At 53.4% G+C, this 24,130-nt stretch carries 24 protein-coding genes and 1 tRNA gene; 13 read left to right on the top strand and 12 right to left on the bottom strand.

Features of this window, described 5'->3' with window-relative positions; all coding sequences use genetic code 11:
- Positions 1-333: 333 nt before the first annotated feature.
- The 5 genes from ACYOR7_RS09495 to ACYOR7_RS09515 all read right to left on the bottom strand — a co-directional run bounded on the left by ACYOR7_RS09495 (position 334) and on the right by ACYOR7_RS09515 (position 4,157).
- Positions 334-408: transfer RNA gene (locus tag ACYOR7_RS09495), tRNA-Pro, on the bottom strand.
- A 31-nt stretch (positions 409-439) separates the two neighbouring features.
- Entirely contained in the window at positions 440-1,507 is a 1,068-nt protein-coding gene (amrS, locus tag ACYOR7_RS09500; RefSeq protein WP_294806974.1) for an AmmeMemoRadiSam system radical SAM enzyme, read from the bottom strand.
- A 48-nt stretch (positions 1,508-1,555) separates the two neighbouring features.
- A complete protein-coding gene (locus tag ACYOR7_RS09505) occupies positions 1,556-3,058 on the bottom strand; it encodes an MFS transporter (RefSeq protein WP_294806971.1) in 1,503 nt (500 codons plus the stop codon).
- Positions 3,059-3,072: 14 nt separating this feature from the next.
- Positions 3,073-3,525: a MarR family winged helix-turn-helix transcriptional regulator gene (locus ACYOR7_RS09510; protein WP_479913722.1), complete on the bottom strand. Its 453-nt coding sequence runs from the start codon at positions 3,523-3,525 to the stop codon at positions 3,073-3,075.
- A 122-nt stretch (positions 3,526-3,647) separates the two neighbouring features.
- Positions 3,648-4,157 (bottom strand): hypothetical protein, encoded by a 510-nt coding sequence (locus ACYOR7_RS09515; RefSeq protein WP_479913723.1) that lies wholly within the window; start codon positions 4,155-4,157, stop codon positions 3,648-3,650.
- Between the two features lie 53 nt (positions 4,158-4,210).
- On the opposite strand from ACYOR7_RS09515, the gene ACYOR7_RS09520 reads away from it, so the two are divergent.
- The 9 genes from ACYOR7_RS09520 to ACYOR7_RS09560 all read left to right on the top strand — a co-directional run bounded on the left by ACYOR7_RS09520 (position 4,211) and on the right by ACYOR7_RS09560 (position 13,095).
- Complete coding sequence (locus ACYOR7_RS09520) at positions 4,211-4,486, top strand: RpoL/Rpb11 RNA polymerase subunit family protein (protein ID WP_294806962.1); 276 nt, start codon at positions 4,211-4,213, stop codon at positions 4,484-4,486.
- A 15-nt stretch (positions 4,487-4,501) separates the two neighbouring features.
- Positions 4,502-4,825, top strand: coding sequence for a transcription factor S (locus ACYOR7_RS09525; RefSeq protein WP_294806959.1), 324 nt, complete (start codon positions 4,502-4,504; stop codon positions 4,823-4,825).
- Positions 4,826-5,456: 631 nt separating this feature from the next.
- Entirely contained in the window at positions 5,457-7,094 is a 1,638-nt protein-coding gene (kdpA, locus tag ACYOR7_RS09530; protein ID WP_294806956.1) for a potassium-transporting ATPase subunit KdpA, read from the top strand.
- A 9-nt stretch (positions 7,095-7,103) separates the two neighbouring features.
- Positions 7,104-9,272 carry an HAD-IC family P-type ATPase gene (locus tag ACYOR7_RS09535; protein WP_479913724.1) on the top strand — a complete coding sequence of 723 codons (2,169 nt, stop codon included), beginning with the start codon at positions 7,104-7,106 and terminating at the stop codon, positions 9,270-9,272.
- 22 nt (positions 9,273-9,294) lie between these two features.
- Positions 9,295-9,771 (top strand): potassium-transporting ATPase subunit C, encoded by a 477-nt coding sequence (locus ACYOR7_RS09540; RefSeq protein ID WP_294806950.1) that lies wholly within the window; start codon positions 9,295-9,297, stop codon positions 9,769-9,771.
- Positions 9,772-9,892: 121 nt separating this feature from the next.
- Positions 9,893-10,018, top strand: coding sequence for a hypothetical protein (locus tag ACYOR7_RS09545; RefSeq protein ID WP_294806948.1), 126 nt, complete (start codon positions 9,893-9,895; stop codon positions 10,016-10,018).
- 26 nt (positions 10,019-10,044) lie between these two features.
- Complete coding sequence (locus tag ACYOR7_RS09550; protein WP_479914464.1) at positions 10,045-10,134, top strand: hypothetical protein; 90 nt, start codon at positions 10,045-10,047, stop codon at positions 10,132-10,134.
- 243 nt (positions 10,135-10,377) lie between these two features.
- Positions 10,378-10,890 carry a hypothetical protein gene (locus ACYOR7_RS09555; protein WP_479913725.1) on the top strand — a complete coding sequence of 171 codons (513 nt, stop codon included), beginning with the start codon at positions 10,378-10,380 and terminating at the stop codon, positions 10,888-10,890.
- Positions 10,891-11,226: 336 nt separating this feature from the next.
- Positions 11,227-13,095 carry a metallophosphoesterase family protein gene (locus ACYOR7_RS09560; protein WP_479913726.1) on the top strand — a complete coding sequence of 623 codons (1,869 nt, stop codon included), beginning with the start codon at positions 11,227-11,229 and terminating at the stop codon, positions 13,093-13,095.
- Positions 13,096-13,153: 58 nt separating this feature from the next.
- Here the strand turns inward: ACYOR7_RS09560 and ACYOR7_RS09565 are convergent, their stop codons facing one another.
- Complete coding sequence (locus ACYOR7_RS09565; RefSeq protein ID WP_479913727.1) at positions 13,154-14,077, bottom strand: MG2 domain-containing protein; 924 nt, start codon at positions 14,075-14,077, stop codon at positions 13,154-13,156.
- Between the two features lie 177 nt (positions 14,078-14,254).
- Here ACYOR7_RS09565 and ACYOR7_RS09570 point away from each other — a divergent pair, with 177 nt between their 5' ends.
- Positions 14,255-14,506 carry an Lrp/AsnC ligand binding domain-containing protein gene (locus tag ACYOR7_RS09570; RefSeq protein WP_294807809.1) on the top strand — a complete coding sequence of 84 codons (252 nt, stop codon included), beginning with the start codon at positions 14,255-14,257 and terminating at the stop codon, positions 14,504-14,506.
- On the opposite strand, the gene ACYOR7_RS09575 is transcribed toward ACYOR7_RS09570, so the two are convergent.
- The gene (locus ACYOR7_RS09575; protein ID WP_479913728.1) at positions 14,503-15,774 is read right to left on the bottom strand and encodes a phosphoribosylamine--glycine ligase; all 1,272 of its coding nucleotides are present in this window, start codon (positions 15,772-15,774) and stop codon (positions 14,503-14,505) included. The genes ACYOR7_RS09570 and ACYOR7_RS09575 overlap by 4 nt on opposite strands.
- A gap of 57 nt (positions 15,775-15,831) precedes the next feature.
- The gene (locus ACYOR7_RS09580; RefSeq protein WP_479913729.1) at positions 15,832-16,821 is read right to left on the bottom strand and encodes a cation diffusion facilitator family transporter; all 990 of its coding nucleotides are present in this window, start codon (positions 16,819-16,821) and stop codon (positions 15,832-15,834) included.
- A 184-nt stretch (positions 16,822-17,005) separates the two neighbouring features.
- Here ACYOR7_RS09580 and pcn point away from each other — a divergent pair, with 184 nt between their 5' ends.
- The 3 genes from pcn to ACYOR7_RS09595 all read left to right on the top strand — a co-directional run bounded on the left by pcn (position 17,006) and on the right by ACYOR7_RS09595 (position 19,452).
- Positions 17,006-17,755: a proliferating cell nuclear antigen (pcna) gene (gene pcn, locus ACYOR7_RS09585; protein WP_294807817.1), complete on the top strand. Its 750-nt coding sequence runs from the start codon at positions 17,006-17,008 to the stop codon at positions 17,753-17,755.
- Positions 17,756-17,774: 19 nt separating this feature from the next.
- Positions 17,775-19,172, top strand: coding sequence for an aspartate kinase (locus tag ACYOR7_RS09590; RefSeq protein ID WP_479914465.1), 1,398 nt, complete (start codon positions 17,775-17,777; stop codon positions 19,170-19,172).
- A gap of 97 nt (positions 19,173-19,269) precedes the next feature.
- Complete coding sequence (locus tag ACYOR7_RS09595) at positions 19,270-19,452, top strand: hypothetical protein (RefSeq protein ID WP_479913730.1); 183 nt, start codon at positions 19,270-19,272, stop codon at positions 19,450-19,452.
- Between the two features lie 28 nt (positions 19,453-19,480).
- On the opposite strand, the gene ACYOR7_RS09600 is transcribed toward ACYOR7_RS09595, so the two are convergent.
- The 4 genes from ACYOR7_RS09600 to ACYOR7_RS09615 are packed head-to-tail and all read right to left on the bottom strand — an operon-like array spanning position 19,481 to position 24,037.
- Positions 19,481-20,773, bottom strand: coding sequence for an ABC transporter permease (locus ACYOR7_RS09600; protein WP_479913731.1), 1,293 nt, complete (start codon positions 20,771-20,773; stop codon positions 19,481-19,483).
- Between the two features lie 17 nt (positions 20,774-20,790).
- A complete protein-coding gene (locus ACYOR7_RS09605) occupies positions 20,791-22,902 on the bottom strand; it encodes a COG1361 S-layer family protein (RefSeq protein WP_294807248.1) in 2,112 nt (703 codons plus the stop codon).
- Positions 22,899-23,645 carry an ABC transporter ATP-binding protein gene (locus tag ACYOR7_RS09610; protein ID WP_294807245.1) on the bottom strand — a complete coding sequence of 249 codons (747 nt, stop codon included), beginning with the start codon at positions 23,643-23,645 and terminating at the stop codon, positions 22,899-22,901. The genes ACYOR7_RS09605 and ACYOR7_RS09610 overlap by 4 nt, the downstream gene beginning before the upstream one ends.
- Complete coding sequence (locus tag ACYOR7_RS09615; protein ID WP_294807243.1) at positions 23,642-24,037, bottom strand: DUF7475 family protein; 396 nt, start codon at positions 24,035-24,037, stop codon at positions 23,642-23,644. The genes ACYOR7_RS09610 and ACYOR7_RS09615 overlap by 4 nt, the downstream gene beginning before the upstream one ends.
- Between the last annotated feature and the right edge of the window lie 93 nt (positions 24,038-24,130).

A 24,130-nucleotide genomic window follows, 5' to 3' on the forward strand; every position in this document is an offset into this window, starting at 1 on the left:
CGCCAGTACGAGCCCTGCAAGCACCAAGGTGATTACGCCCAGGGCGATTTCTATGGCACGGACAGAATTTGGCATTTTGACGCTGTCTTGGCTCCGGCGCATGTTTTGCCTCTAGAGCAGCTCGTGAGATTTTCTATTAAGTATTGTGCACATAACTACTCATATTTCTATTCAAAATAGTATTAGAACGCAAGATTTTGTAAATGCATTAGATTGTTATGTTTTATAATCAAATATTTTGTATGCGAGCGAATCAATCGATCAACGGTCAAGATAGAAAATATCTTGCATATTCGATGGTTATCCAGTTACCTTTAACAACAAGAAAGATGATGGGGTCGGCCGGATTCGAACCAGCGACCTCCAGCGCCCAAGGCTGGCATCCTAACCAAGCTAGACAACGACCCCGCAGTCTGCGGGCGGCAAGTGCAATTTTAACCTATACGAACTGGAAGCGCCGCTTTTGCTTGTGCAGGCTACCCACTATTGGCAGTTGGTAGTCGCAGGATTTGCAGCGGTTGTCAGAATCAAGGTTCCATTCGTCAATGTAAAAACCATAGCGCCCTATTGCGACGGCGTTGCAGCCGGGGCAGTACGTGTCCTCAAGGGGATGCCCCGGCACGTTTCCAAGGTACGCGTATTTTATGCCCTCGCTCTTTGCGACTGCATAGTGTTTTTCAAGCGTCTCTACCGGCGTCGGCCCGAATTCCATCATCTTGTAGTCAGGGTGGAAGCGCAAAAAGTGCACGGGCGTGTCAGGCCCAAGCTCGTCATGTACAAACCTGCACAGTTTTTTTGCCTGCTCCAGGTCGTCGCCCACCCTTGGCACTATCAGGTCCGTTATTTCGACGTGGATTTTCGTCTTGTGCTTTATCTCTTTTAGCGTCTGAAATATCGGGTCTGCACTTGGAATTCCGATGTACCTTCGGACAAACTCTTGCTTTCCGGAACCCTTGAAATCGACTGTGATACAGTCGAGGAACTTGGACATCTCGTTCACGGATTCGGGCGTGTCGTAGCCGTTTGACACAAAGATGTTGAATATCCCTCGCTTGTGCGCTTCAATCCCGCAGTCGCGGGCAAACTCGATGAATATCGATGGCTCGTTGTACGTGTAGGCTATTCCCTGCGCGCCGTGCATCTCTGCGGCTTGCGCGACCTGCTCCGGCGTCATTTCTGTTCCCTCTATCTTGCGCCGCTGCGAAATGTCATAGTTCTGACAGTATGCGCAAAGCCAGTTACAGCCGGTCGTCGCGATAGAAAATATCGACGAGCCCGGCTGGTAGTGGGTGACTGGTTTTTTCTCTATCGGGTCGACGTTGCCTGCTATCACCCTGCCGTACACGAACAGCCGCAGTCTGTTGTTGGCAACTCCCCGGATGCCGCAGAGGCCGGTCTTGCCCTCAGGTATCTCGCAATAGCGGGCACACGCCGTGCACCTTATCCTGCCGTTTGGCAGCGCAATGCCAAGCTCCGCGTCCCTGCCGGGAACCTCACTTTGCATCATATGAGGCAATGTTCGTGCTTTAATCTTATAAATCCACACGGATCTTTGTCATGCGGCGCGCAGCGAAACCGGCAGTTCTTTTCTCAAGAGCACCGATATCACCACCGACAGAACCGCCATGGCCGCGGCGCCGACAAATATCATCGTGTAGGTCTCTGGCGCGGGGAACGTGCCGGAAACCCCGTTTGTGGCTATAAGGTGGGTCTGCATCAGCACCCCGGCCACGGCAGGCCCGACAGAGCTTCCGATTATCCTAAACAGCGTGGTGTTGCCTAGGGACGACACCATCTGGCGCTGCGGCGTGCTCAGCAGTATGATGTTCATGATGCCCACGCTGCCAAGCGACAGCCCCGTGGAGATTATCGCAAGGCTTATGGACACCATCCAGGGAATCGAGTGGAACGTAGCAAGCAGTACAAAGCCAAGGACGTTGACTGCGCTCCCGATTATCGCTGGGCGTATCGAGCCCATCTTTGACACGATAAACCCGGAGGTCGGCCCAAATATCAGCAGGATCACCGCAAATGGAAGTTGTATGGTTGCCGCCTCTGTGACGTTTGCGCCAAAGCCTATCGGCTTGGGGCTTTCCGCAAGTATCGGGATAGTCTGGAACACCATGAACATCGAAAAGCCGATGACTACTATCATGACATTTCCAAAGAGCAAAGTCTTGTTCTTGAAGAGGCGATAGTCTACAACAGGGTTTTTGGCCTTGCGCTCTATGAGCACGAGCGCCACAAGCGACGCGGCGCAGATTCCGGATACCGCGAGCAGCGTCGGCATGCTGCTACTATTGTTGCCTCCGGCACCGGCGTCCGGCCGGATGTATGTGAGGAGGAGCAGGAACGACGTTATCACCACGGCAAGCGCGATTGCGCCATAGATGTCAAGCGATGGCTTGGGTCCGCCGGCCTGCTCGGCGCTGCCTTGCTGTTGTTGCTGCTGCCGCCACTGCGGGTGGACCTGGCCCTCTTGTATTGACCTCATGATGACAATGAGCAAGAGGCCCGTGATGGGCACTATTGAAAGGAACGTCATCCTCCATCCAAACGCCTCTGCAATCCCTGCTCCTACGAGCAGGCCCAGTATCGACCCGCTTGCAAACATGGACGTGATTATGCCCTGCCCTATGGCAAGCCGGCTCCTAGGGAACTGCTCTCTTATTATGCTAAATGCAAGCGGGAACATCGCCATGCCCACTCCCTGCATTCCCCTCGCCACGATAAAGCTGTAAAAGTCGTTTGTGACCCCGCCGAAAACCACGCCTGCGGCATAGACAAGCATTATGTACAGAAGCACCTTTTTCTTGCCGTGCAGGTTGGCAAGGCTGCTGGCAATCGGCGTCATCACCGCGCCGGCTATCAGGTAGGTAGTCAATATCCACGGCGAGATGCTGTAGGGAAGCAAGAACTCGCGCATGATGTGCGGAAGCGACGGCACGAGCATCGTCTCGACGTACATCACCATCGTGGCGATGGAGCTGAGGATCGCAAGCGTCTTCCACGCGGAAAGTGGGATCTTGTCTGGGTTTTGGCTTTTTTCTTTTTCCATGAAAAATCACGCTACTATCTTGTTTTTTGAATCCCTTCTACTGTTGCGGCGGCCCGCAACTCTAGATAGTTAGAGGCGTTTTTGGTTATAGTTTCTAGGACCTGTGTGGTGGTTTCCAGTTCATCTTTTGTTACGCCCCTGTACGCCACCTTTCTTACCCGCGCTATGCTCTCATCTATTGCATTCTGGAGCGACCGCGATCTGTCAGTGAGGTATACCCTGTTGTTCCTCCGGTCGGCTTCGTCCTGCCTCCTTTCGACCAGCCCCTCGCGCTCCATCCTGTCTATTATCGGGACGAGTGTCGGGGCCTCGATGCAGATTCCGTCTGCAATTTCTTTCTGGGCCATTCCGTCCTTTTGCGCAAGCATCATGATCACTTTTGCCTGGCTCCAGTTGATCCCCACGTTCTTTTGGAGATCGAAATCAAACGCCTTTTGCATCACAATAACAGCGTTTTTAATAGTCAATCCAAGGTTAGCCTGAATGTTCTTTTGCATTAGTTAGTAACCTAACGATTAATGACCAAACCAACTAATAAACATTGGCTGCTTGCAGCAACAATGTAATGAAATCTGCTACGCTGAGAATTTCAGGCAACGGCGCGCAGTTCGACTTCGTTCGACTTGGCCGATATTTCCACCGGCTCGGTGTATTCGTGCTTGCCCCAGTGCACGCGGACATCGGCAGACAGCCGGTGGGCACCTGACGCAAGCTCGGTTCCCGACAGCTCTATCACCTTGTGGACGTCAAACAGGAGCGACTTGGCCTCCTCCTCGGAGAGCGGGTAAAACGGTGTATCATCTTTGACTACAGAGACCCATATCCTGTGTGGGATCTTGGGGTTTCTGGTCCAAAACAGCGCGGCCTTTCTTACGAATTTTAGGGGCATGACGACCTTTCTGCCCGACTTTATGTCCACTTCTATTGTCATGCGGAAGCCGTTGTCGTGCTTGTTGTACGCCCTTTCCCAGTTCTTTTGCGAAAACGCCTCGCGGATAGCCCCGTCTATTTTGAAGCTGAGGCTCAGCGTGAGCGGCTGGTCAGCCTTGACCGTGTCTTGGGATTTTTCAAGAGTTGCGCCGCTGATGTAGCTCGACAATGTCCGCCATGGTATCATTTATATCCTCAATAAGTAGTTGTCTCTGTTGCGTCATGCTTGCAGAGGTCAGTGATTTTAAGGACAATGAACTTGAGCTGAAGGTGCGCGAGGAGGACATCTCTATCCTCTACATCGTCCAGCACGAGCTCTTGAAGGAAAAAAGCGTGGATTTCGCAGGAGTGATGCTCCAGCACCCTCTCACGAAGGATTTCAAGATGAGGGTCGCGACAAAGAGAAAAGATCCTGTTGAAGTCATTCAGGATGCAGCTGTCTCGGCTGCAGACTACTCTAAAGAACTTGCCGGCCTAGTCAAGGCGGCGCTAAAGTAGCACAGGTGGTTTACAGTGCGTTTTTGCCCAGAATGCCAGACTAGGTTAAAGCCGTCAGGCGACGATGTCGTCTGCCCAAAGTGCGGATTCAAGGCGAAAAAAGGCGCCTCTGACGGCAAGAGCGTGACTGAGGTCAAGCAGGTCACCGGCAGGAACGCGTCACTCAAGGTCATGGACGACGACAAGCAGCAGGACCTGCCCACGATAACCATCCAATGCCCGACCTGCGACAACAACACGGCGGTGTGGTGGATGCTCCAGACGAGGTCGGCCGACGAGGCTACGACCCAGTTTTTCAGATGCACCAAATGCAACCATACTTGGCGCAACTACTCGTAGGTTTTTCCCTGTTTAAGCAAATTCTTCTTTTCGATAGAATCAGGTTCTAGTACATTTCTGTTTACACAGAACGTACGCTGCTTATCAGGGTTTGTAGAAAATATTTTTTGCATACAAGAAGAGGTCAGCAGGATTTTTGTTTGCTGTACATTGTGTTGAAATAAATGGCAATTTGCAATTTCCAATTGAACCCGCTTCCAGATTTTGGGCCAGAATTAAACTAAATCCATTGAAAGTTGCAGGTATTGTCAGCCTCATCAAAACCGTCAAGAATCATGGAATTTGTCTCGTATTGTCGTACGAAAATTGAAAATATGGTGCCGCCAGACGGATGCACAGAGGTCGAGCGTGACGCTTTATAAGCACGTAGGCAAAAAACTGCCCGGCAAAAGTGCCTTTTTGAAAATCCGAGCTCAAAAGATAACAGTCCTCCATCAGCACGAGCTTTTGGCCATATAATTTCTTGCAAAAATAAAGACTAAAGATAAAGGTCTTCTACAATTTTGTTTTCACAACCCTTTAATATTCAACGTCGTTGATGCGCTTTAGACGATCTAATTGTTCAGGATTTCTTTGCTGTCAGATCTGGACTTTCATCTTCTGTGCCAGACGAGGGGGCAGTAATAGTAGTTTGGCAGAACCAGTTGTGCAGCTAGCAGTACTGCTTGGAAGCGCCGTTACGATGGCGGTGCTATTTGGGACGTACATGGCAAGGATGATAACGTACGAGAGCAGGCCGCTGGAAAAGACGCTGGCAAGGGTGGAAAACGGGTTTTACAGGATGGTAGGAATTGACAAGGACCAGCAGATGGGCTGGAAGGAATACCTCCTTGCCCTTGTAGTGACCAACGCCATTGTGGCTGGATTTGTGTTCGTCATGTTGATGGCCCAAGGCGTACTGCCGGCGTCGCAGGGTTTGAAAGGCTTTAGCCCGGACCTTGCCTTCCACACGGCGGCATCTTTTATCACAAACACCGACCTCCAGCACTATGCAGGCGACCAGCAGCTTTCGGTGCTGTCGCAGATGGTCGTGATTACTTTCATAATGTTCGTCGCGCCAGCGTCCGGCATTTCCGCCGCGTTTGCTTTCATCCGGGCGTTTATCAGGAAGAATTTCGGCCTGGGCAACTTTTACGTCGACTTTATCCGCGTCATCGTGACGCTTTTGCTCCCCGTGGCGTTTGTCTCTGCACTGCTCTTGATGTTCCTTGGAGTCCCGCAGACCTTGGCCCCGTCGGCGACAGTAGGCACGCTGGAGGGCAGCCAGCAGACGATGGTCATGGGCCCGGTGGCGTCATTGGAGTCCATAAAGCAGCTTGGAAGCAACGGAGGCGGCTATTTCGCTGCCAATTCCGCGCACCCGTTTGAAAACCCTAGCGGGCTTTCAAACATGTTTGAGACGTTTCTGATGCTTGTGATACCGCTCTCGTTTCCAATCGCGTTCGCCAAGCTGGTAGGAAAGGGAAGGGGAGTGTCAATACTGATAGCGATGCTTGTAGGGTTTGGAGTGATGTTCGGGATAGCGCTTGTGCAGGCAAGTGGGCCGGCGCTCCTTGAAACTAGGGTCGGCAATTTTGGAAGCGTGCTGTTCAACACAGCGTCATTGGCCACAAACACGGGCGCAGTCGCGTCCTCCCTTTCGGGCATGTCCCCGGGCGCGGTCACCGGCCTCTTTCTCGGCATGTTCGTACAGGCTATACCCGGCGCCGACGGCACGGGCATGATGACTATGATAGTCTATGTCGTCTTGACGCTGTTCATAGTCGGCCTGATGGTGGGCAAGACGCCAGAGTATCTGAGCATGAAGATAAGCGCGCGTGACATCAAGCTGGCGGTGTTCATATTTCTGATACATCCTGCGCTGATACTCATCCCGACCGCGATATCGCTTGTGAGCGGGGACGCGCAGGCAATGCTTGGAACGCACGAGCAACAGCAGACCGTCACGGCCACAGGATACACTCAGACGCTCTACGAATACACGTCTGCCGCGGCAAACAACGGCTCGGACTATTTCGGCACGTCTGCCAACACGCCGTTCTGGAACTATTCGACAGGAATCGTGATGCTGCTTGGCAGGTACGTCCCGATTGGCCTGATGCTTGCAATAGCAGGCTCGTTTACCGTCAAGGACAGAAAGGAGGTCATCGAGCCCATCAAGACGCAGGGGCCTCTGTTCATAGCCGTGCTGGTCATCATGACGTTTTTGCTCACTGCGCTGACGTTCTTCCCGTTCCTTGCGATAGGGCCGTTTTCAATGGGGAGTTGAATGATGATTATGATGAGCAAAAATAACAATGTCCAGAAAAAAGAGCGCGGAAAAAAAGAATCCGCGCTAAAAAGCGGCAGGGTGATCCTCGGCTCCTTCACAAAAATGAGCCCGTACTATCTGGCCAGAAACAGCCCAGTGATGTTTGCAGTCGAGGTCGGGTTCTTGTTGGTCCTGGCTATTGCGGTATTCCCCGACATGTCAAGGGAATACGTGAACCAGAGCAGGACGTTCTACATAGAGATCGCAGTAATTCTCGTACTCACGGTGTGGTTTGCGACGTTTTCAGAGTCGCTCTCGGAAGCCCAGGCAAGGGCAAGGGTTGATTCGCTTAGGAGCCTTGAGAAAGAGGTTCCGGCGCGCAAGCTGGTAAACGGCAAGGAGGCGATAGTCACCTCGACCAGCCTAAAGCCGGGTGACGAGGTCGTGGTCCACGCAGGCGAGGTCATACCCAGGGACGGCCTCGTCAATGAAGGAAAGGCGTTCGTCGACGAATCAATGATGACAGGCGAATCAAATCCAGTCTTTAAGGAAAAGGGCGACCGGGTGATTGGAGGGACGAGGGTCGCAAGCGACAAGCTGCTGGTTGAAATCACTGCAGAGATGGGGCGCAGTTTTCTAGACCAGATGGTCGGCCTGATAGAGAGCGCGACAAGGCCCAAGACAAAGAACGAGATCGCGCTGGCGATACTCCTTGCAGGTCTGTCAATCATATTCATCATGGTCATAGGCACCCTGCTGTTCTTTGCCCGCTTTCTCGGGTACCCTGTGGACATTGCCACGCTCGTGGCGCTCTTGGTGGCGCTGATGCCCACCACTATCGGGGCACTGCTACCCGCGATCGGAGTCGCCGGGATAACGAGGCTTGGGCGTGACAACATTATCGCAAAATCCGGCAAGGGGATAGAAGCGGCTGGCGACTGCGACGTGCTAGTGCTTGACAAGACTGGCACCATCACCGAGGGGAGCAGGAGCGCAGTAGCGTTCATGCCGATGCAGGGCTTTACTGAAGAGGACATTGGCCAGGCGGCGTTTGCGGCGTCCATACACGACACCACCCACGAGGGCAAGTCCACGGTGGACCTTGCAGAAGCCAAGAATTTCGTGCCGCCGCTTTTGGAAAAGATAATCACCGCAAGGCCGATAGAGTTCAGCGCAGAAACCAGGTACAGCGGGATAGAGCTCATCCCGAGCAAGAGGGCGACCCTTGAGGAGATGGAGGCAGTCAAGTCGTTCAATGGCCCGGTGAGCAATAACAGCAGCTGCAAGGTCGCGGCGATGCTGCGAGAGATCACCCGCTCCAACAGTAATGCAAGGATCCTGAAAGGCTCCATAGACGCCATGCTCCCGATGGCCGACAACCTCAACGAAGCCGAGCTGAAATGGAAGTCTCAGGAAGTGTCAAAGACAGGCGGCACGCCCCTCATTGTTATCATTGACAGGACTGCAATTGGGCTCGTCGCGCTAAAGGACAACCTCAAGGAGAACATTCGGCAAAAGCTCGATGAAGTCAGGGCGACGGGTATAAGCACGGTCATGATAACAGGGGACAACAAGCTGACCGCGGAGGTTATTGCGCGAGAAGCCGATGTTGATCAGGTGATAGCAGAGGCCAAGCCCACGGACAAATTGAGAAAGGTAGAAGAGGAGCAGGGCAGGGGCCATGTCATAGGCATGGTGGGCGATGGCACCAACGACGCGCCGGCGCTTGCCAAGGCAGACGTGGGTCTTGCGATGAACAGCGGCACCGCTGCCGCCAAAGAGGCGGCAAACATGGTTGACCTTGACTCTGACCCGTCAAAGATACTGAAGGTGGTCAAGCTCGGCAAGCAGCTCCTCATGACCAGAGGCGCCATAACCACGTTCAGCATCGCCAACGACGTGGCAAAATACTTTGCGCTATTGCCGGCGATGTTCATGGAGAGCAACCCTAAGATGCAGGCGCTAAACATTATGCAATTGCACAGCGACGAGACGGCGGTGCTATCGACTCTGATATTCAACGCAATCATCATACCGCTTTTGATACCGCTGGCGCTAAAGGGGACGCGGTTCAAGCCCGAGCCTCCGCAAAAGACGTTCGTAAGAAACATGTTCATCTATGGCATGGGGGGCGCAATACTGCCGTTTGCAGCCATCAAGGGGATAGACATCCTGCTGTCCATGTTTATGAAATAATAGGAGAAGATAGAGAAATAATATGGAAATAAAACCAGGAACGCTCAAGCCCGCAATCAAGGTGGTCGTGCTGATGCTAGTCGTAACAGGGGTGGCATACCCGCTTTCGCTGGTCGCTATAGGGCAGAGTGTGCTTCCGTTCAAGGCAAATGGGAGCATCGTGGAATTGAATGGAAAAGAGGTTGGGTCACGGCTAATCGCGCAGGAATTTTCATCACCCAAGTTTTTCCATCCCCGGCCCGCAGGAGAGACGGTATCAGGAGTCGACCCCCACATAACCCCGGATGACGCCTATTCGCAAGCAAAGGGCGTGAACCAGGCCACAGGAATACCGGAGAACTACCTCATTACGATGATAGAACTCAACATTGAGAGAAACAGGTCGGCAAACCTCGTAGCTTTTGCCCCCAACTACGTCAACGTGCTAGAGCTGAACATAGAGCTTGTCAAGCAGTACCCTGACATATACGCAGAGTTCCAGGAAGCAGGACGGGGATAAGGAGAAGGAGGGAAAACAACCGATGGACATGGCTCTTGCAATATTTATCGCGTCGCTTGTAGTTTCGGCAGCAGTGCTGACCCACTCCCTGCTCAGGGCAGAAAAGCAGTAGGCACCGCAGATGACGTCTGCATTCGTGTTCCTCAACTGCGACCCCAAGCTCGTACAGGCTGCCAAGAGCGAACTTGAGAACATGGCCAACGTCGCGGCCGTGTACGAGACGTCGGGGATAACGACATCGTCGTAAAGGTAGATGCCAAGTCAGAGGAAACCCTGCGCGATACCATAGTCAAGATAAGGACGCTGCCGGGCATGACATGCACGACAACTACGATAATAGCCAGCACAAAGGGCCGGCAATAGCAGAGTAGATACGCAAAGATGCTGCATGTGCGTGTGTGCGCGGTTCTTTGTGGCTTTTTGCGTCTAGGAATAATATAATAGTCCACTTAACTCTTTTATCCAGCGCATCTCCCTACAATATCCATAGGCTCCTCTAAATCGAAACGCAAGGACAAGGAAGGAGAAGATCATTCTGGCCTGACTTACCGTGAGCACATTCTGGCGCATTTAGGATCAAGGAAGGTCGAATTTATCGCCACCGCGGTGATCTGCGCTGTCTTTGCCATCAGCTTTGCACACCTTGAGTACTATTACATCAAGGACCCTGCACTCCAGCTCTCAAACGGCAAGGTCGAAGAGACGACCGCAAGTTCCGCCAGCAGGGAAACTAGGCCCATCATCGGCAACATGTACCAATACCACCTCTTTCCCATGCTCTTCATATTCATCCTCATCAGTTTTGTCGCGCTGTGGGACGACATGGCCTTCAAACTCTTGGGCAAGCACAAGAGGAGAAAGGCGCTACTCCTGGGAATTGCAAACCTGATAGCAGCCATCCTTATCGAGGACTTTGCGTGGTTTGTCAACAGGTGGCTCGTGCCCCTCGCAGACGACCCCAAGGGAGGCAAGCTTATGCAATTCAGTGACTGGACTTCGATGCACATAGGCGCAATAGATCTCGGAAGTTTCGTGATACCAAACTGGTACCTGATTGCCCTGGCCATAGTCACGCTGGCCTATTATGGAGCGTTTCGCAAGCATGACCGCGTGAATTAGATGAGGCCAAAAAGTTTTTCACGTTTTCAAGTGCCTGCTGCGGCGCGCATAGAAGATTAATCTACGGCGCTTAAATTGCATGGCGTCAATCTTTTTCAGGGTTATGCGATTTTGCAGGATCTAAACCACTGGCTGGATGCCCGGACAATTCTGCTTGGCCCGATTCTGCGAAGAGCGGATGCCAGCCAGGTGTGCATCTGGGTTGCCTGCAGCAAGCCCGTAACCGTAAAGGCACAAGTTTTCCTATTCTCGGACTTGCAAAAGCAGGACACAAATAAGCCTCTGGCGATTGGGTCGGGGATCACCAAGTCCATCCAACTGGGAGAATGCCTGCATGTGGCTCTTGTAATTGCACGCCCCAGATCTGAACAACAAAAAGCTGCCGGCCTGTTTCCCACTGATACGCTGCTGGCATATGATCTTGAAATTTTCACCGGAGAAACAGAAGAGGAGGAGGATGATGGCAATGGCAGAGTTGCTGCCGCCGGCAAGAGGTTGGCAGATTTTGGCCTTGCAGGCAGCATAGCATACCTGCAATACAGCCCGCTTCCGACCTTTTTCATAAAGGGAGACGGAGGTTCCCTGAACCTCATACACGGGTCGTGCAGAAAGCTGCACGGCAAGGGCGAAGACTGCCTTGCCGCGGCTGATGAAGTGATATCGGCGTCATTTGCAAATCTTGGCAAGAGACCAAGCGCCCTCTTTCTCACCGGCGACCAGATATACGCCGATGACGTGGCGGCCCCTCTTGCGCGCTACCTGACAGAATTTGGCATCGCGCTCCTTGGATGGCAGGAGCGCATAGAGGGCGTCGACAAGTGGATATCAGACATTGCGCCGGGAACGCGGCAAAAGGTGGTAAAGGAACACGCGGGATTTACTTCTGGCCATGCAGGGAACCACCTGCTTGCTTTTGGCGAATTTGCCGCAATGTACCTTCTGGCATGGAATGCCGAAAACTGGCCGGACGAGTTTCATGATGTTGCGTCCGTTCCAAATAGCGAACAGGGCAAATACCGCGACCAGTCAAGGCGGCTAGAAGAAACACGCAGGGACCTTGCCGCAGTGCGGAGGGTCATGGCAAACACCCCCACATACATGATCTTTGACGACCATGACGTGACTGACGACTGGAACATCACCAGAGAATGGCACGACAACGCAAAATACAGCAAGTGTGGCAAGCAAGTCATCTCCAACGCGCTTTTGGCTTATTGGGCTTTTCAGGGATGGGGCAACGACCCTTCGCTGTACGACCCGGATTTTATAGCAAGGATTGCCAGCTACCTTGAAAAAAAAGGCAACGCAACGGCAGAAGAAAAGACGTCGTTTGAGGACTCGCTATTGAATTTCCACGGTTGGACATTCAGCGCGCCGACAAAGCCGCTGGCAATCTTTGCAGACAGCAGGACGCAGAGGCACTATGACAGCTTCAAGGGGCCGCCGCAACTGATAGGCCAAGACGGCCTGATGGCAATCTCCAGAGCGGCGCAGCTTGCCGGATACAAAAAAGGCGATCCGCTCATCATAGTGTCTGCCGTCCCGGTCCTTGGCTTTTACCTGTTTGAGGCGCTGCAAAAAGCAGTGGCAATGGCCACCAGCATCTATGCGCTTGACCTAGAGACGTGGTACGCAAACACCAAAGGCCGCACAAGATTTCTTTCGTTTTTGGCGCAGGAGTTTGCACCGCGGCACTGCATCATCATGTCCGGCGACGTCCACTTTGGGTTTACCACAAGGGCTGCTATTGCATTTTCGCCGCAAAAAGGCCCAAAAGATGTGGCGACTATCAGCGTGACACAATTGACCAGTAGCGCATTAAAGACGACGAGTCTGGTCAAAATCGCGTTTATCAGCGACATACTGGGGCGGATTCGCCAGTTGTTCCCCTTCAAGCGAATAGTCCGCACGGGCCGCACAGTAATAGGCAACGACAGCAACGACAATAATGACGCCAGAGCTCAGCGCGTCGATTGGATCGAGGCGCGGGCAATAGTAAGGACTGCAGGCTCCCCGCTGTCGCCCCTGATAATTTCAGACAACAACATTGGCCTCGTCACCATTGAAAAGGACCTGAGCGTGGATCACAAGTTGATAGTCAGGAAAGGAGTCAAAGGCAGAAAAGTTTACGAAGCAGTGGCAGGAATTGACAAAAGCCCCTTGGAAGAAAGCCTGCGGGCAAGGATACTTGAGCGATTCAGGTAGCCATCAGCCAAGACAATGCGACAATGAAAGGTTTTCGTCAAAAAAATAGAGAGACGGCCTACAGGCCGATGCGTCCCCAAAGCGCTGCAAGAACAGAGACTGAGCCAAGAGCCGCTGCCATTGCAAGCATCGACACCGGGAACTCTGGCACCACGCTTGTGCCCGTCACCGTCACCTCGTGCTGGCTGTGGTGGTAGTTGAGCTCAAACGTCGTCTCTGTACTCGTGTTTGACGTTACGATGACGTTGTTTGAGTCAGGAGTAACCACCTGTCCGTCCACCATCACCATCATGTTTCCGCTCAGCATTGCTTTTGGTACGGTCACATGCGTCACGCCCGTGGTGCCTGTCTGGCCCTCCACGGTGAACTTGACTGCCTTTTGCTCCTGGCTGAACTGGAAGTTGCTGACGTTGGAGCTGCTTGCAATGCCGACGTTGAACTGCTCGCCTGTGGTAGCCTTGGCCTCAAACTGAGACTCGCTTGCAACCACAAAGCTGCCTGACGACTCTAGTTTTGCCACAATGTCCGCGCTCAGAAGCCCAAGGACGCTTGCGTTCACTTGGACCTTGGAGCCGGCGGTATAGTTTCCTGCCTTGGCGCTTGCCGGGAGCTGGATTGTAGTGCTGTACTGGCCGCTACTGCTGTCCACCGTGGCCTCCTGCTGTGCGACCACGCTTCCGCTTGCGTCCGTCGTGCTCACTAGCACCGTGTCTGACTTGGCCTGCTGCCTTGCCTCTTCAGAGACGGCTCCTGTCACCCTGACGGTTTCGCCGGGCCTGTACAGGTGGTGTTCCGTCTGGACTGTGACAGAGCTGCCAGAGCTTGCTGACGCTTGCTGCTGGTACGATGTCCTATACGACACCTGCGACTGTACAGAGCCGCTGGCGCCGGACTGGGCGTACGCCGGCGCCGCTGCAAAAATTGCGGCCAGTGACAAGCCCAATACCAACAGTGTTGCTGCCATTGCTTTCTTGCCGTGCATTTGAAAAAAGGCGTGTAACAATTGCATATAACACAGATAGATAGCAGATTATAGTGGCACATTCAGGTACAAGTCTCTACCCCAGAAATGGAAAAGCGCGTTTTGGTTATACGGACGTAGAATCGGTTTCAAGATTCGCAGAGGGAGTTTAAATCTTGGGACTGCGCTAGAATAACTGTGCGCAAGGTCATTGTTCTCGTTAACACCAGCCTTGGAAGCGACGGCCGAGTCGCAGAAGAGCTGCGCAAGATAGACGGCGTGAAGGAGGTTTACAAGGTACGTGGGGTTTACGACATTCTGGTCAAGATAGAGGCCCCCGATCCGGATAGGGTCAAGGAGATAATCTCTTCAAAACTGCGCAAGATAGACGACATCCGGTCAACGATAACGATGGTAGTCACGAACGACGGGATCAGCGCGCTCGCCTAGAGGTAACCGAGCGAAAGGAGCAGGTCGCTGTCCTCTATCCATTTTGCTCCAATGTCTGTGCGATAAAACATGTTTGGTATCATGATGTTTGCAACCCTGCCGTACGCCTGCCTGCGCGCCTCTTCCGTAGTTATGCCAGACCCCGTTACTACGAGCGCATATCCTGAACGCCCTGCGATGCGCCAGTCGCTTCCGTCCTTCTTTATCTCTCCGAGGTGCACGCCGGCCATGTCCGGACTTTTGAACAGCACAGTCGCGTCCTCGGAGAACTTGCGGAACGTCTTGTCGTCCGTGAATGGAAACGGCGGCACGGCTATCACCACACCGATCTGGAATCCCTTCTTTGCTTCCAACGCGACTTGTTCCCCGTTTGCAATTGAATAAAGGAATTTGCCCCACTCTCCCGTCACGCCTTCCATGTGTATTGATATGGTCGGGTAGCCAAAGCGCGACGTGAACTCTAGCGGGTAGATGGCAGTCCCGTTTGCGATGCAGTTTATGTCGATGTAGCCGACATAGCTGGACGCGGCCAGCTGCTGCTTCATCTTTTCAAGGGTCAGCGCAAATACCTTGCTCTGGCACGTCCAGAAAACCAGTGTGCCCATCTCGCCCGTACTGGGTCCGATGTCGCCGGGAAACAGTCTCTTGTGCTCAAAGTTCACGTTCACCGGCTTGACGAAATCCTTGCCGTTGAAAAACGCGCCGACTGCGACCTCCACTCCGGAGGCAAACTGCTGAATCTGAAATATCCGTATCTTGCTCGACCAATGCTTCTTGTAGTGCGCAAGGACGTTTATCACGTCGTTTCCGTCGGCTTCCTGCCCCACGAACAAAAGCTCTTTTTCGTTCTGCGCCTTGCCGCTTGGCTTTATCACGTACCGCGACGGGTTGGCCTGCACGAATTTTATTGCCTCCTCAAAGTCTGAAAACGTCCGGCCCTGGAGTATCGAGACGCCGGCACGGGCAAGTTCGTTCTGGCCAAACTCCCTGTCGCTCTCTAGCCTGTCGGTGTAGGCGCTTCCGCCCACAACCTTCTTGCCCTCCGCGCGCAATTTGTCTGCGGCCCTGCCAAAGCCAATGTCGTCAAACACAATGATGTCTGCCCAGGAAACATGGTCCTCCCATTTGTCGGCTTTTTCCACAAAGCCGTCGCCCACGTCCTTTTCAGTCTCGCTCTGGACGCAGAATTTCACCTCGTGTCCTTCCTGCACTATTCTGTATGCAAGGTCGAGGCTCAGGGCCTCTGGCGACACGAAAAGAAACTTCACGGTGATGAAAAGAAGATGTTGTTCATTTGTTAAAGGCTTTCTGGTGGTTATATGCTTCTAGATGGCAGTCTTTTTCTTTTGTCCACCAAAGGATATCGGATGCGGTATCACGGATATCCTGTCAATCAGCCGGAACCTAGAACGGATGAGGCTCTGAATCTGGACGGACAGCGATTCGAAATCTGCCAGCTTTTTGTCCCCATCCACTTCAATGTGCACTTCTGCATGCGCCATCATGCCAGTCGGCCGCAGAAACACCGACCTGACCCTCACAGGCTCTGCCTGAAACTTGGCCTCGATAAGCTGCTTGACGTTGTCAGACGTCCCAGGGTTCTGCCATGCGTCGACTAGGGTGAGTGACGACTGCCTCAGCGAGAAATACGCGACAGAGAATATGTATCCTGCTATTATCATACCGCCTATTGCGTCCATTTGCAGGAACCCAAATTGCGAGGCGACCAGCACGCTGAAAAAACCGATTATCGACGCCGAGCCGTCCTTTATAGAGTTCTTGGCGTCCGTCTTTAGCGAGAGCAGGTCGTACTTCCGCGCTATCTTTCTCATCTGGAGCGCCCTATGTAGAGATATTGCGCCGGCGGCTGCCAGGACTATCATTGTCAGCACAGGCTGCTCTATTGGGCGCGGGTCCACCAGCGACTCGTACGAATGGAACAGTATGAATGCGCCTATTGCGATCATTCCTATTGCGGCGATTAGCGCGGCAAAACTTTCAACCTTGTAATAGCCAAAGGGGAACTTTTTGTTAGCAGGCCGTGTTGCCAGGTACAGCCCGACAAAGACGATGAGTGAGATCATTGCGTCGGAAAGCGAGTCGATGCCGTCTGCCGTTGCGACGATGCTACCGCTTATCCGCCCCATCGCAAGCTCTACTATGCCTATTGCGACCAGCGTTATGACGGAAATCTTGGCTATCCTCTGGCCCGCCTTCAGGCCCTCTGACATTCTGCTACTACTAATGCTGCTTCTTGCAGTCTCGGCTGCTGTTGGACTGCCACGCACGACATCCACAGCGAAAGGATCGTCCAATAACCTGACAACATAATTATCGATATCATCGTATTTAAGAGTTGGAGGAGGCTGTAACATTTGCAAGCACGCTTGCAGATCTATGGCCTTGCTCTAAAAAAGCCAGCAAGATCTTTTGTATCCAAGATTGGATGCATGATAGCAATGTTTAAAATCGGTATAGGCTGCCACATACTGTAATTTGGTGTTTGTAGCCAAGACAAAGTCTCCCGAGGAGTGGAAGGCCGTCGCGTCCGCAATATCGACGCTGGTTGACGAGGCCACGTTTGAAGCGACAGCTGAAGGCATCTCTTTTCGCGGGATGGACCCATCCCACATCGCGCTCATCGACATCTTTTGGCCTGCCGCGGCATTTGAAAAGTACGAGTGCGACAGCGCAGTAAAGTTTGGGATCCGCGTCGACGAGTTCTCAAAGCTAGTCAAAAGGGCGGACAAGAAGGACACTGTCGAGATACTGCTGGGCGACGACAGCATGCTGCACGTGAGGATGCAGAACGGCTACAAGCGCGAGTACAAGACCCGGCTCATCGAGAGCTCTGCGAGTTCAACTCCATTGCCAAAGCTCAACTTTAACTCAAAGGCGGTGCTCTCGGCAGTGGCCTTTGACAAGGTTCTCTCTGACGTGCAGGTAGTGTCGGAGTTTATCTCGCTTGAGAGCAAGTCTGGCAGGATAAACTTTGCAGGCAAGGGCGACTCGGGCGAGGCAAGCGTGACTCTGGAAGCAGGGAACGAGGGGCTTGAGGAGCTTGCAGTCAAGGAGGACAGCAAGGCGACGTACAGCCTCGACTACCTCAGCAAGATAACAAAGGCGGTCATTGCCATGGGAGGCTCTGTCGCTGCAGAATATTCGACAAAGATGCCCCTCAGGCTGGAATTCAAGATAGCAAACGTCGGCCGCATACATTTCTATCTGGCGCCCCGCGTGCAGGACTGAGACATTTTTGATAATCGTGATGAAGTTTGGCGGGACGGCGGTCGACTCGCCAGACAAGGTCCGGCACGTGGCGCAGCTGATAAAATCATCTCACAAGCCGGGCAACGACATCGTTTGCGTCGTTTCTGCGGTCAGGGGCATGACCGACGGCCTGCTGTCGATTGCGGACAGCGTCAGGCGGGGCGACCGCACTTCAATCGAGGATTTCGTGAAAAAATCGTCAAAGATCCACGCCGACATTGCAAACGGCGCCATATCCGACAAGAAATTGAGGGAAGACGCGCTTGCGGATGTGAAAAAGACAATAGGCGAGCTGGAGGACGTGCTTGGAGGCATCGTCCTTCTAGGCGAAGTGACGCCCAAGTCGCTTGACTACCTGATGTCGTTTGGCGAGCGCCTATCGGCCCCGATAGTCGCGTACGCGCTCAGAGACATTGGCGTCGACTCGGAATACCTCACTGGCAAGGAGGCAGGCATCGTGACAGATTCTAACTTTGGCGAGGCGCGCCCTCTCATGGACACCACAAAACTGCGCGTCAACCACAGGCTCGGTCCAATAACAAGGCGCGGGGCGGTGCCGGTTATAACAGGCTTTATCGGCGCAGACCAGCACGGCAACACGACCACCATAGGGCGCGGGGGCTCTGACTATACGGCGACCATAGTCGCGGCAAGCGTCGGCGCAGATGAGGTGTGGTTGTGGAGCGATGTCGACGGCCTGATGACTGCCGACCCCAAGATAGTAAAGGGCGCGCAGGTGCTAAAAGAGGTCTCGTTCGCAGAGGCAATGGAGATGGCGCTCTTTGGTGCCAAGTACATGCACCCTAGGGCGCTAGAGCCCGTGATGGACACCAAGATACCGATACGCATACGCAATACGTTCAACGTAAAGCACTCCGGCACGGTAATCACTCAGAACCCAAGCCGCGACTCGCAAAAGATAGTGAAATCGGTGAGCGCAATACGTCACACCGCGCTCATCGACGTGAGCGGAGGCGGCATGGTGGGCGCGCCCGGCACAGCGGCCAAGATTTTCGACACGCTTGCAAAAAACAGAGTGAACATCATGATGATTTCACAGAGCCCGTCGGAGTCGAGCATCTCGATGGTCTTGCGCAAGAGCGACCTTGACAAAGCGACTACCACGCTGGAGCTGAACCTGCTTGGCAAGGTGATAAAGCAGGTGAACGTGAGCGACGACGTTGCCGTAATCGCGGTGGTGGGCTCGGGTATGCGCGGGATAAAGGGCGTGGCGGCGAAGGTTTTTGGCGCAGTGGCCAAGCGCAGCATCAACGTCATCATGATAGCACAGGGCTCGTCAGAGCTTAACCTCGCTTTCGTGGTGAACGACGGCGACTGCGAGCGCGCGGTAAACGCCCTGCACGATGAGTTTGGTCTCGGAAAGGCTCGCAAATAATAATAGCAGTAGCCGACTATGTCCAGAGCGGTCTTGCGGCGGCGATTCTCGCAAGCGAGAAAACTAGCAAGCATTCAATATCGCAGAGCCGTTTGAGATGGTGATGGAACTGCACGAGCTCTTTGACCTCAAGGGAGACGTCTGGTTTCGCAAGGGAGACTACTTTTATACCCTTGAGCAGGTGCAAAAGATAGTAAGGGAGGTGCTGCGCACCGAGCCAGAGCGTGCGCAGAGGATCCTCGACGATTTTTCGCCATCCGGCAAGCCTGCGTACAAGTGATTGAACTAGGGATTTTTGCGCCGGTCAGTCAGTCTCGTCTCAGCGCCACTATGGGCTCCAGCCGCGACGCCTTCCATGCAGGGTAGATGCCAGCCATCAGGCTCAGCCCCACCGACAGCCCCCACACGTACAGAAGGTCGGTCGGCAGGTATACAGGCGAGACGTCTTGGCCTCCTCCACGTCCAGGACCGAAGCTGAATGCGCCTGTGAGCATTGACCCCGCGGCAATACCAAACACCAGCCCCAGCGTGGCCCCCATCACCCCTATTATCGAGGCTTCGCTTATGAAGATCAAGAGTATGTCCTTGTTGAGCGCGCCTATCGCCTTTATGGTGCCGATTTCGCGAATCCTTTCCGTGACAGAAGTGTAGAGGGTAGTCACTATGCCGACTGCGCCTACGACCAGCGCGACCAGTGCTATGGCGAGGATAAAAGAACTAAAGCCGGACGTGAATTGCTGCCTTGCCTGCAACACTGCCTGAGGAGTGCTTACGCCGATTCCACTCCCATAGATCACCTTGATCTCATCCTGAACCGTGCTGACATCGTCTGGCGAGGGTACCGCGACCATGAGCGAGTCGTACCTTCCGTTCTTATGGAGGAGCGAGTTTGCGATTTCAGGGCTGATTATGACGGCTCTGTCGATGGTCGGGTTGCCAGTCTGTGCCATGATGCCCCGGATTACAAAAGATCGTGATTCCTGTTTGCTATCACCGGTGTATGGGTCAGTAAACGAATAGGATGCCTTGACCGTCTGGCCGACTACAAGGAAAGGCGTCGGCTGGCCTTCAGGGTTGGCAATCAGGTCTGCCACAACCATCCCCGTTGGATCGTTTGCCTTCAATTCAGAGCCGCCCGAGTATTGTATCGTAGGCGCAATAGTAGTCAGCTTCTCAGGAGCAATGGCAAACACTGAAACACTTCTCTGTTTTCCCTGAGATTCCAGGGTTACGCGCCCCGTGTATGTCGGCATAACGTCGTTCACAAGAGGCAGCGTCTTTAGCTTGGTAACGACTGCGGAGTTAAAGTTGACAGTTGTTCCGGACGATTGCGGTTGGCCACCAAAGCCGCCACCACCCCCGCCACCACCTCCGCCCCCTCCGCCAAAGTTTCCACCTCCGCCAGAATTAGTCAATGTAAGCACATTGCTTGCCAGATTACTGAACTGCTTTTCGATAAAGACGCTAAAGCCGGCGGTAAGGCCGTTCAGCGCAACCATTAGCGAGCTACCGACAACTACCATCAATATAGTCAGGGCGGAGCGGACCTTCCTGTCTCGGAGTGCTTCAAAGGAGAGGGAATAAATGTCGTCTATTTTCACTGTGCGTATACCACCTCTCACTTTGTCGGCGGATCGTCCTTTGTCGTTGCGTCGTTAGCTGGGTTTTCAAGTATGTCTTCGATGTTCTTCCGCTTGTCCGAGCCGTTGTTCGGGGCGTTCAGCGTCTTCATGGCTTTTGCATGCTTCTTTTTCCGGATGACAAAGAAGGCGGCTATGGCGGCGACAACTGCTGCGCCTATGATTATCATCATGAGAAGCGGCCCTCCCGTAGAGTTCCGGCCTCTTTCGCCCGGAGTCACGTTCGTGGTTTGTTGCTGCGCGGCCACGACGGCATTCCCGCTTGCAACAAATTCATGGGCGTTTCTCAAGTTATCCTTGTAGCTAATTTTCACCGTAACAGGGTATGACGTACCAGGCGCAGCAGGCGGGATGTTCAATGGTATGCTGAACGGAAGTGGCGAATTTGCAGTCAGATCTCCGAGGTACTGCGGGGCAGGAGGAGCAGCATTGAATGCGGTGCTGTTGTTGTTATTTCTCCGGAATTGTCCGAAGTTGCCATTGTTATTGTTATTATTATTCTGCCCTGAAAATAGGAAGGCAAGGGGATTGGATTGTCTGTTGTCACTTGATGAGTAATTACCGCCATTCTGTCCAGAGTTAAACTGTTCGTTGCTGCCAGTAAAGTTGCCTCTCTGGATAGCAGGCATGTTTTGTCCAGACGTTTGCATCAGCTCGACTGTCGTGAAAAATGCCGCGGTGTTGCCCTCATTGAGTATGTTGCCGACAAGGGTAGGCGTAGCTCCAACGTAGTTGATTGATAAATCATAGACGCGGAGCACTATTTCGCCGTCAACATATGTCCCAAGGATGTACTTTTCCGTCTTGGGCGACCCGTCCAGTATGTAGTCGATTGTCACGTCAAACGTAGCCGGGTTGCCTATGAGCGAGGTCGATGCAAATACCTGAGTTTCAAGCTTGGCCTGCGAACCCGGGTCAATCTCATCCACTGCCCACTTTGAATCTCCAATTATGTTAAGCGAAGTGGAGCTGGACTCCATAGTCACGACCGCGTTGTTTATGCGGCTCGTGCCCTTGTTTGCGATTTCAAGGATAAAGTTGTCCGCCTTGCCGGCCACTATGCGGTTGTCGGTCTCGTTCTCGTCAGATGCGGCCCTCACACCTATGATAGATGGAGCGTTCTGAAGCACAATGACACCCACTGCCGGCGTCAGGGTCTTGGCATTGCCGGTTGCGTCGTTGTACGTGATTTGCAGTTGTATGCCTGCCGTGTTTCCTCCTGCAGATATGTTTGGAAAGAGAGTCGTGGTGAGCGTAGCGTTTGACCCTGCCGGTATCGTGCCAAGGGTAAACGTGTTTGTCCCAAAGTTTGTTATCTGTGGCCGGATTGTCGCGCCTGAGGAGCTTTCAATAGTGCTTGCCGATCCGCCATTTATGCTGATGCCGGTCATCGACACTATCACGCCGGTTGCAGGTGCGCTGCCGGTGTTCCTTATTGCAATGTCGACGTTGTTCGAGACGCCAGGAACTAGATTGTGGGTGACTGCTACAGGGTCGAGGATGACCCTGCCGGTCAGCCTGAGTGGAATGGTTACTGGGTTATTCCTCGGGCTCCCGGTTTCAAACAGTCTTTGGTACGCCACGTTTAGATCTGTGCTGTACGTCCCGACGTGGACGCTGTTGGAAACATCAAGGTCAAAGTATAGTGTGAACGTCTGGCCCGCATCCACCGCGGTATCAAAAGTGGCGATCGCAGTATCATCAGACGACGTTCTGCCGTTGGCCGAGAACCCTTGCGGCAAAGTGAGCGAGCCTGTGATGCCGGTTATGGCCGAGAACCCCCTGTTCACCATCACCACGGCAAGCGTTGAAGCGCCGTCGCCGGGCCCCACTTCTTTCTTGACATCAGCAGTCGAAGTGCTCGTGCTGCGGTTGACCCAGTATGCGTTGAGAAACGCTGGGCCGCTTACCGACGCGTCGATTATCTGCCTCTCTGACGGCTGCGGTAACTGCTGATCCTCTGCGTCCGCACTAAGTAGGGTGATTGGAAGAGAAGAGAGGAGCACGCCCATTATCAAGAGTGACAGGACTCGCGAGCCGGTGTTGCTATTATTGTTATTCGCAGCTGCTGCTCCTGCGATAAGAGTCATAGGTTCCTGACCTCCTTTTCGATTCTTCCGTCCCTGACGTAGATGGCACGGTCGGTCGCGGCCGCAAGCTCTGAGTTGTGCGTCACCATGATTATCGTCATACGGAACTTGTGCGAGAGCATCTTCAAGAGCGCGAAAACCTCGTTCCCCGTCTTGGTGTCGAGGTTGCCCGTCGGCTCGTCTGCAAGCAGTATCGCGGGGTTGTTCATGAGCGACCTTGCGATGGCAACTCTCTGCTGCTGGCCCCCGCTCAGGTTCGTTGGCTTGTAGTTTGCCTTGTCCTTTATCCCAAGCACTTCAAGGACTTTGAGCGCCCGGTTCTTCCTTTCCTCCTTGTCTATTTCCATCACGATTGCCGGGAGTTCGACGTTTCTCAGGACAGTAGTCCTGTTTATCAGGTTGAACGACTGGAAGATAAAGCCGATGAGCTTGTTTCTCATTGTCGCTATCTCCTGGTCGCCGAGGGAGAAAATGTCCACCCCGTTGATTATTACCTTGCCAGAGGTTGGCTTGTCGATGGCCCCAAGGAGGTTTAGAAGCGTAGACTTGCCGCTTCCCGAGGGGCCGACTATGGCCACAAACTCGCCCTTTTTCACTGTAAAAGTCGCGTGCTTTAATGCCACGACCTTGCCGGCGGCCGAGTTGAACTCTTTGTATAGGTCTCTTGCTTCCAGCGCAACGTCTCCAAGGCCTGCTGCGATGTCTGCCGCTTCATGGAATTCCGGTTCTGCAGGACGCCTCATTGTTTTACAACCTCCTTCTTTTTTTCGACTATCGCAAGAATCGCGATGCAAAGCCCGATGAACGCCAGTTGCGCCGCCTCGACTGCAATCGCCATTGAATTCATGCCGCCGCCCCTGCCGGTGATGGGGTTTCCAGGCACCCTCGTGACGAAATACACTGCTACCAGGACTGTAGTCCCGGTAATGCCCACTGCGTACCACGGCCTGCCCCACCTTCGCACCACTGGCACGACCCAAAAGACCTGGGCAATGCCTCCTATGAGGAAGAATAGGCCGGTGTTAAGGTTGAACCCAAGCATGTTTGGTGCAAGGATGAGGTGAAGGATGCCCCCTACCGCGGTCGAGGCGGCTCCAGCATAATGTAACGCCCTTACTATTATCGTCGACGCCATACCCTGAAAAATGTAAGAAAATCTCATAATAAGCGTTATCTACAAATGAGAAGTAACAATGTTACCTTTGTGCTTTTTAGGGCGCATGAGCGA

The organism is Candidatus Nitrososphaera sp. 86-2 (assembly GCF_056726185.1).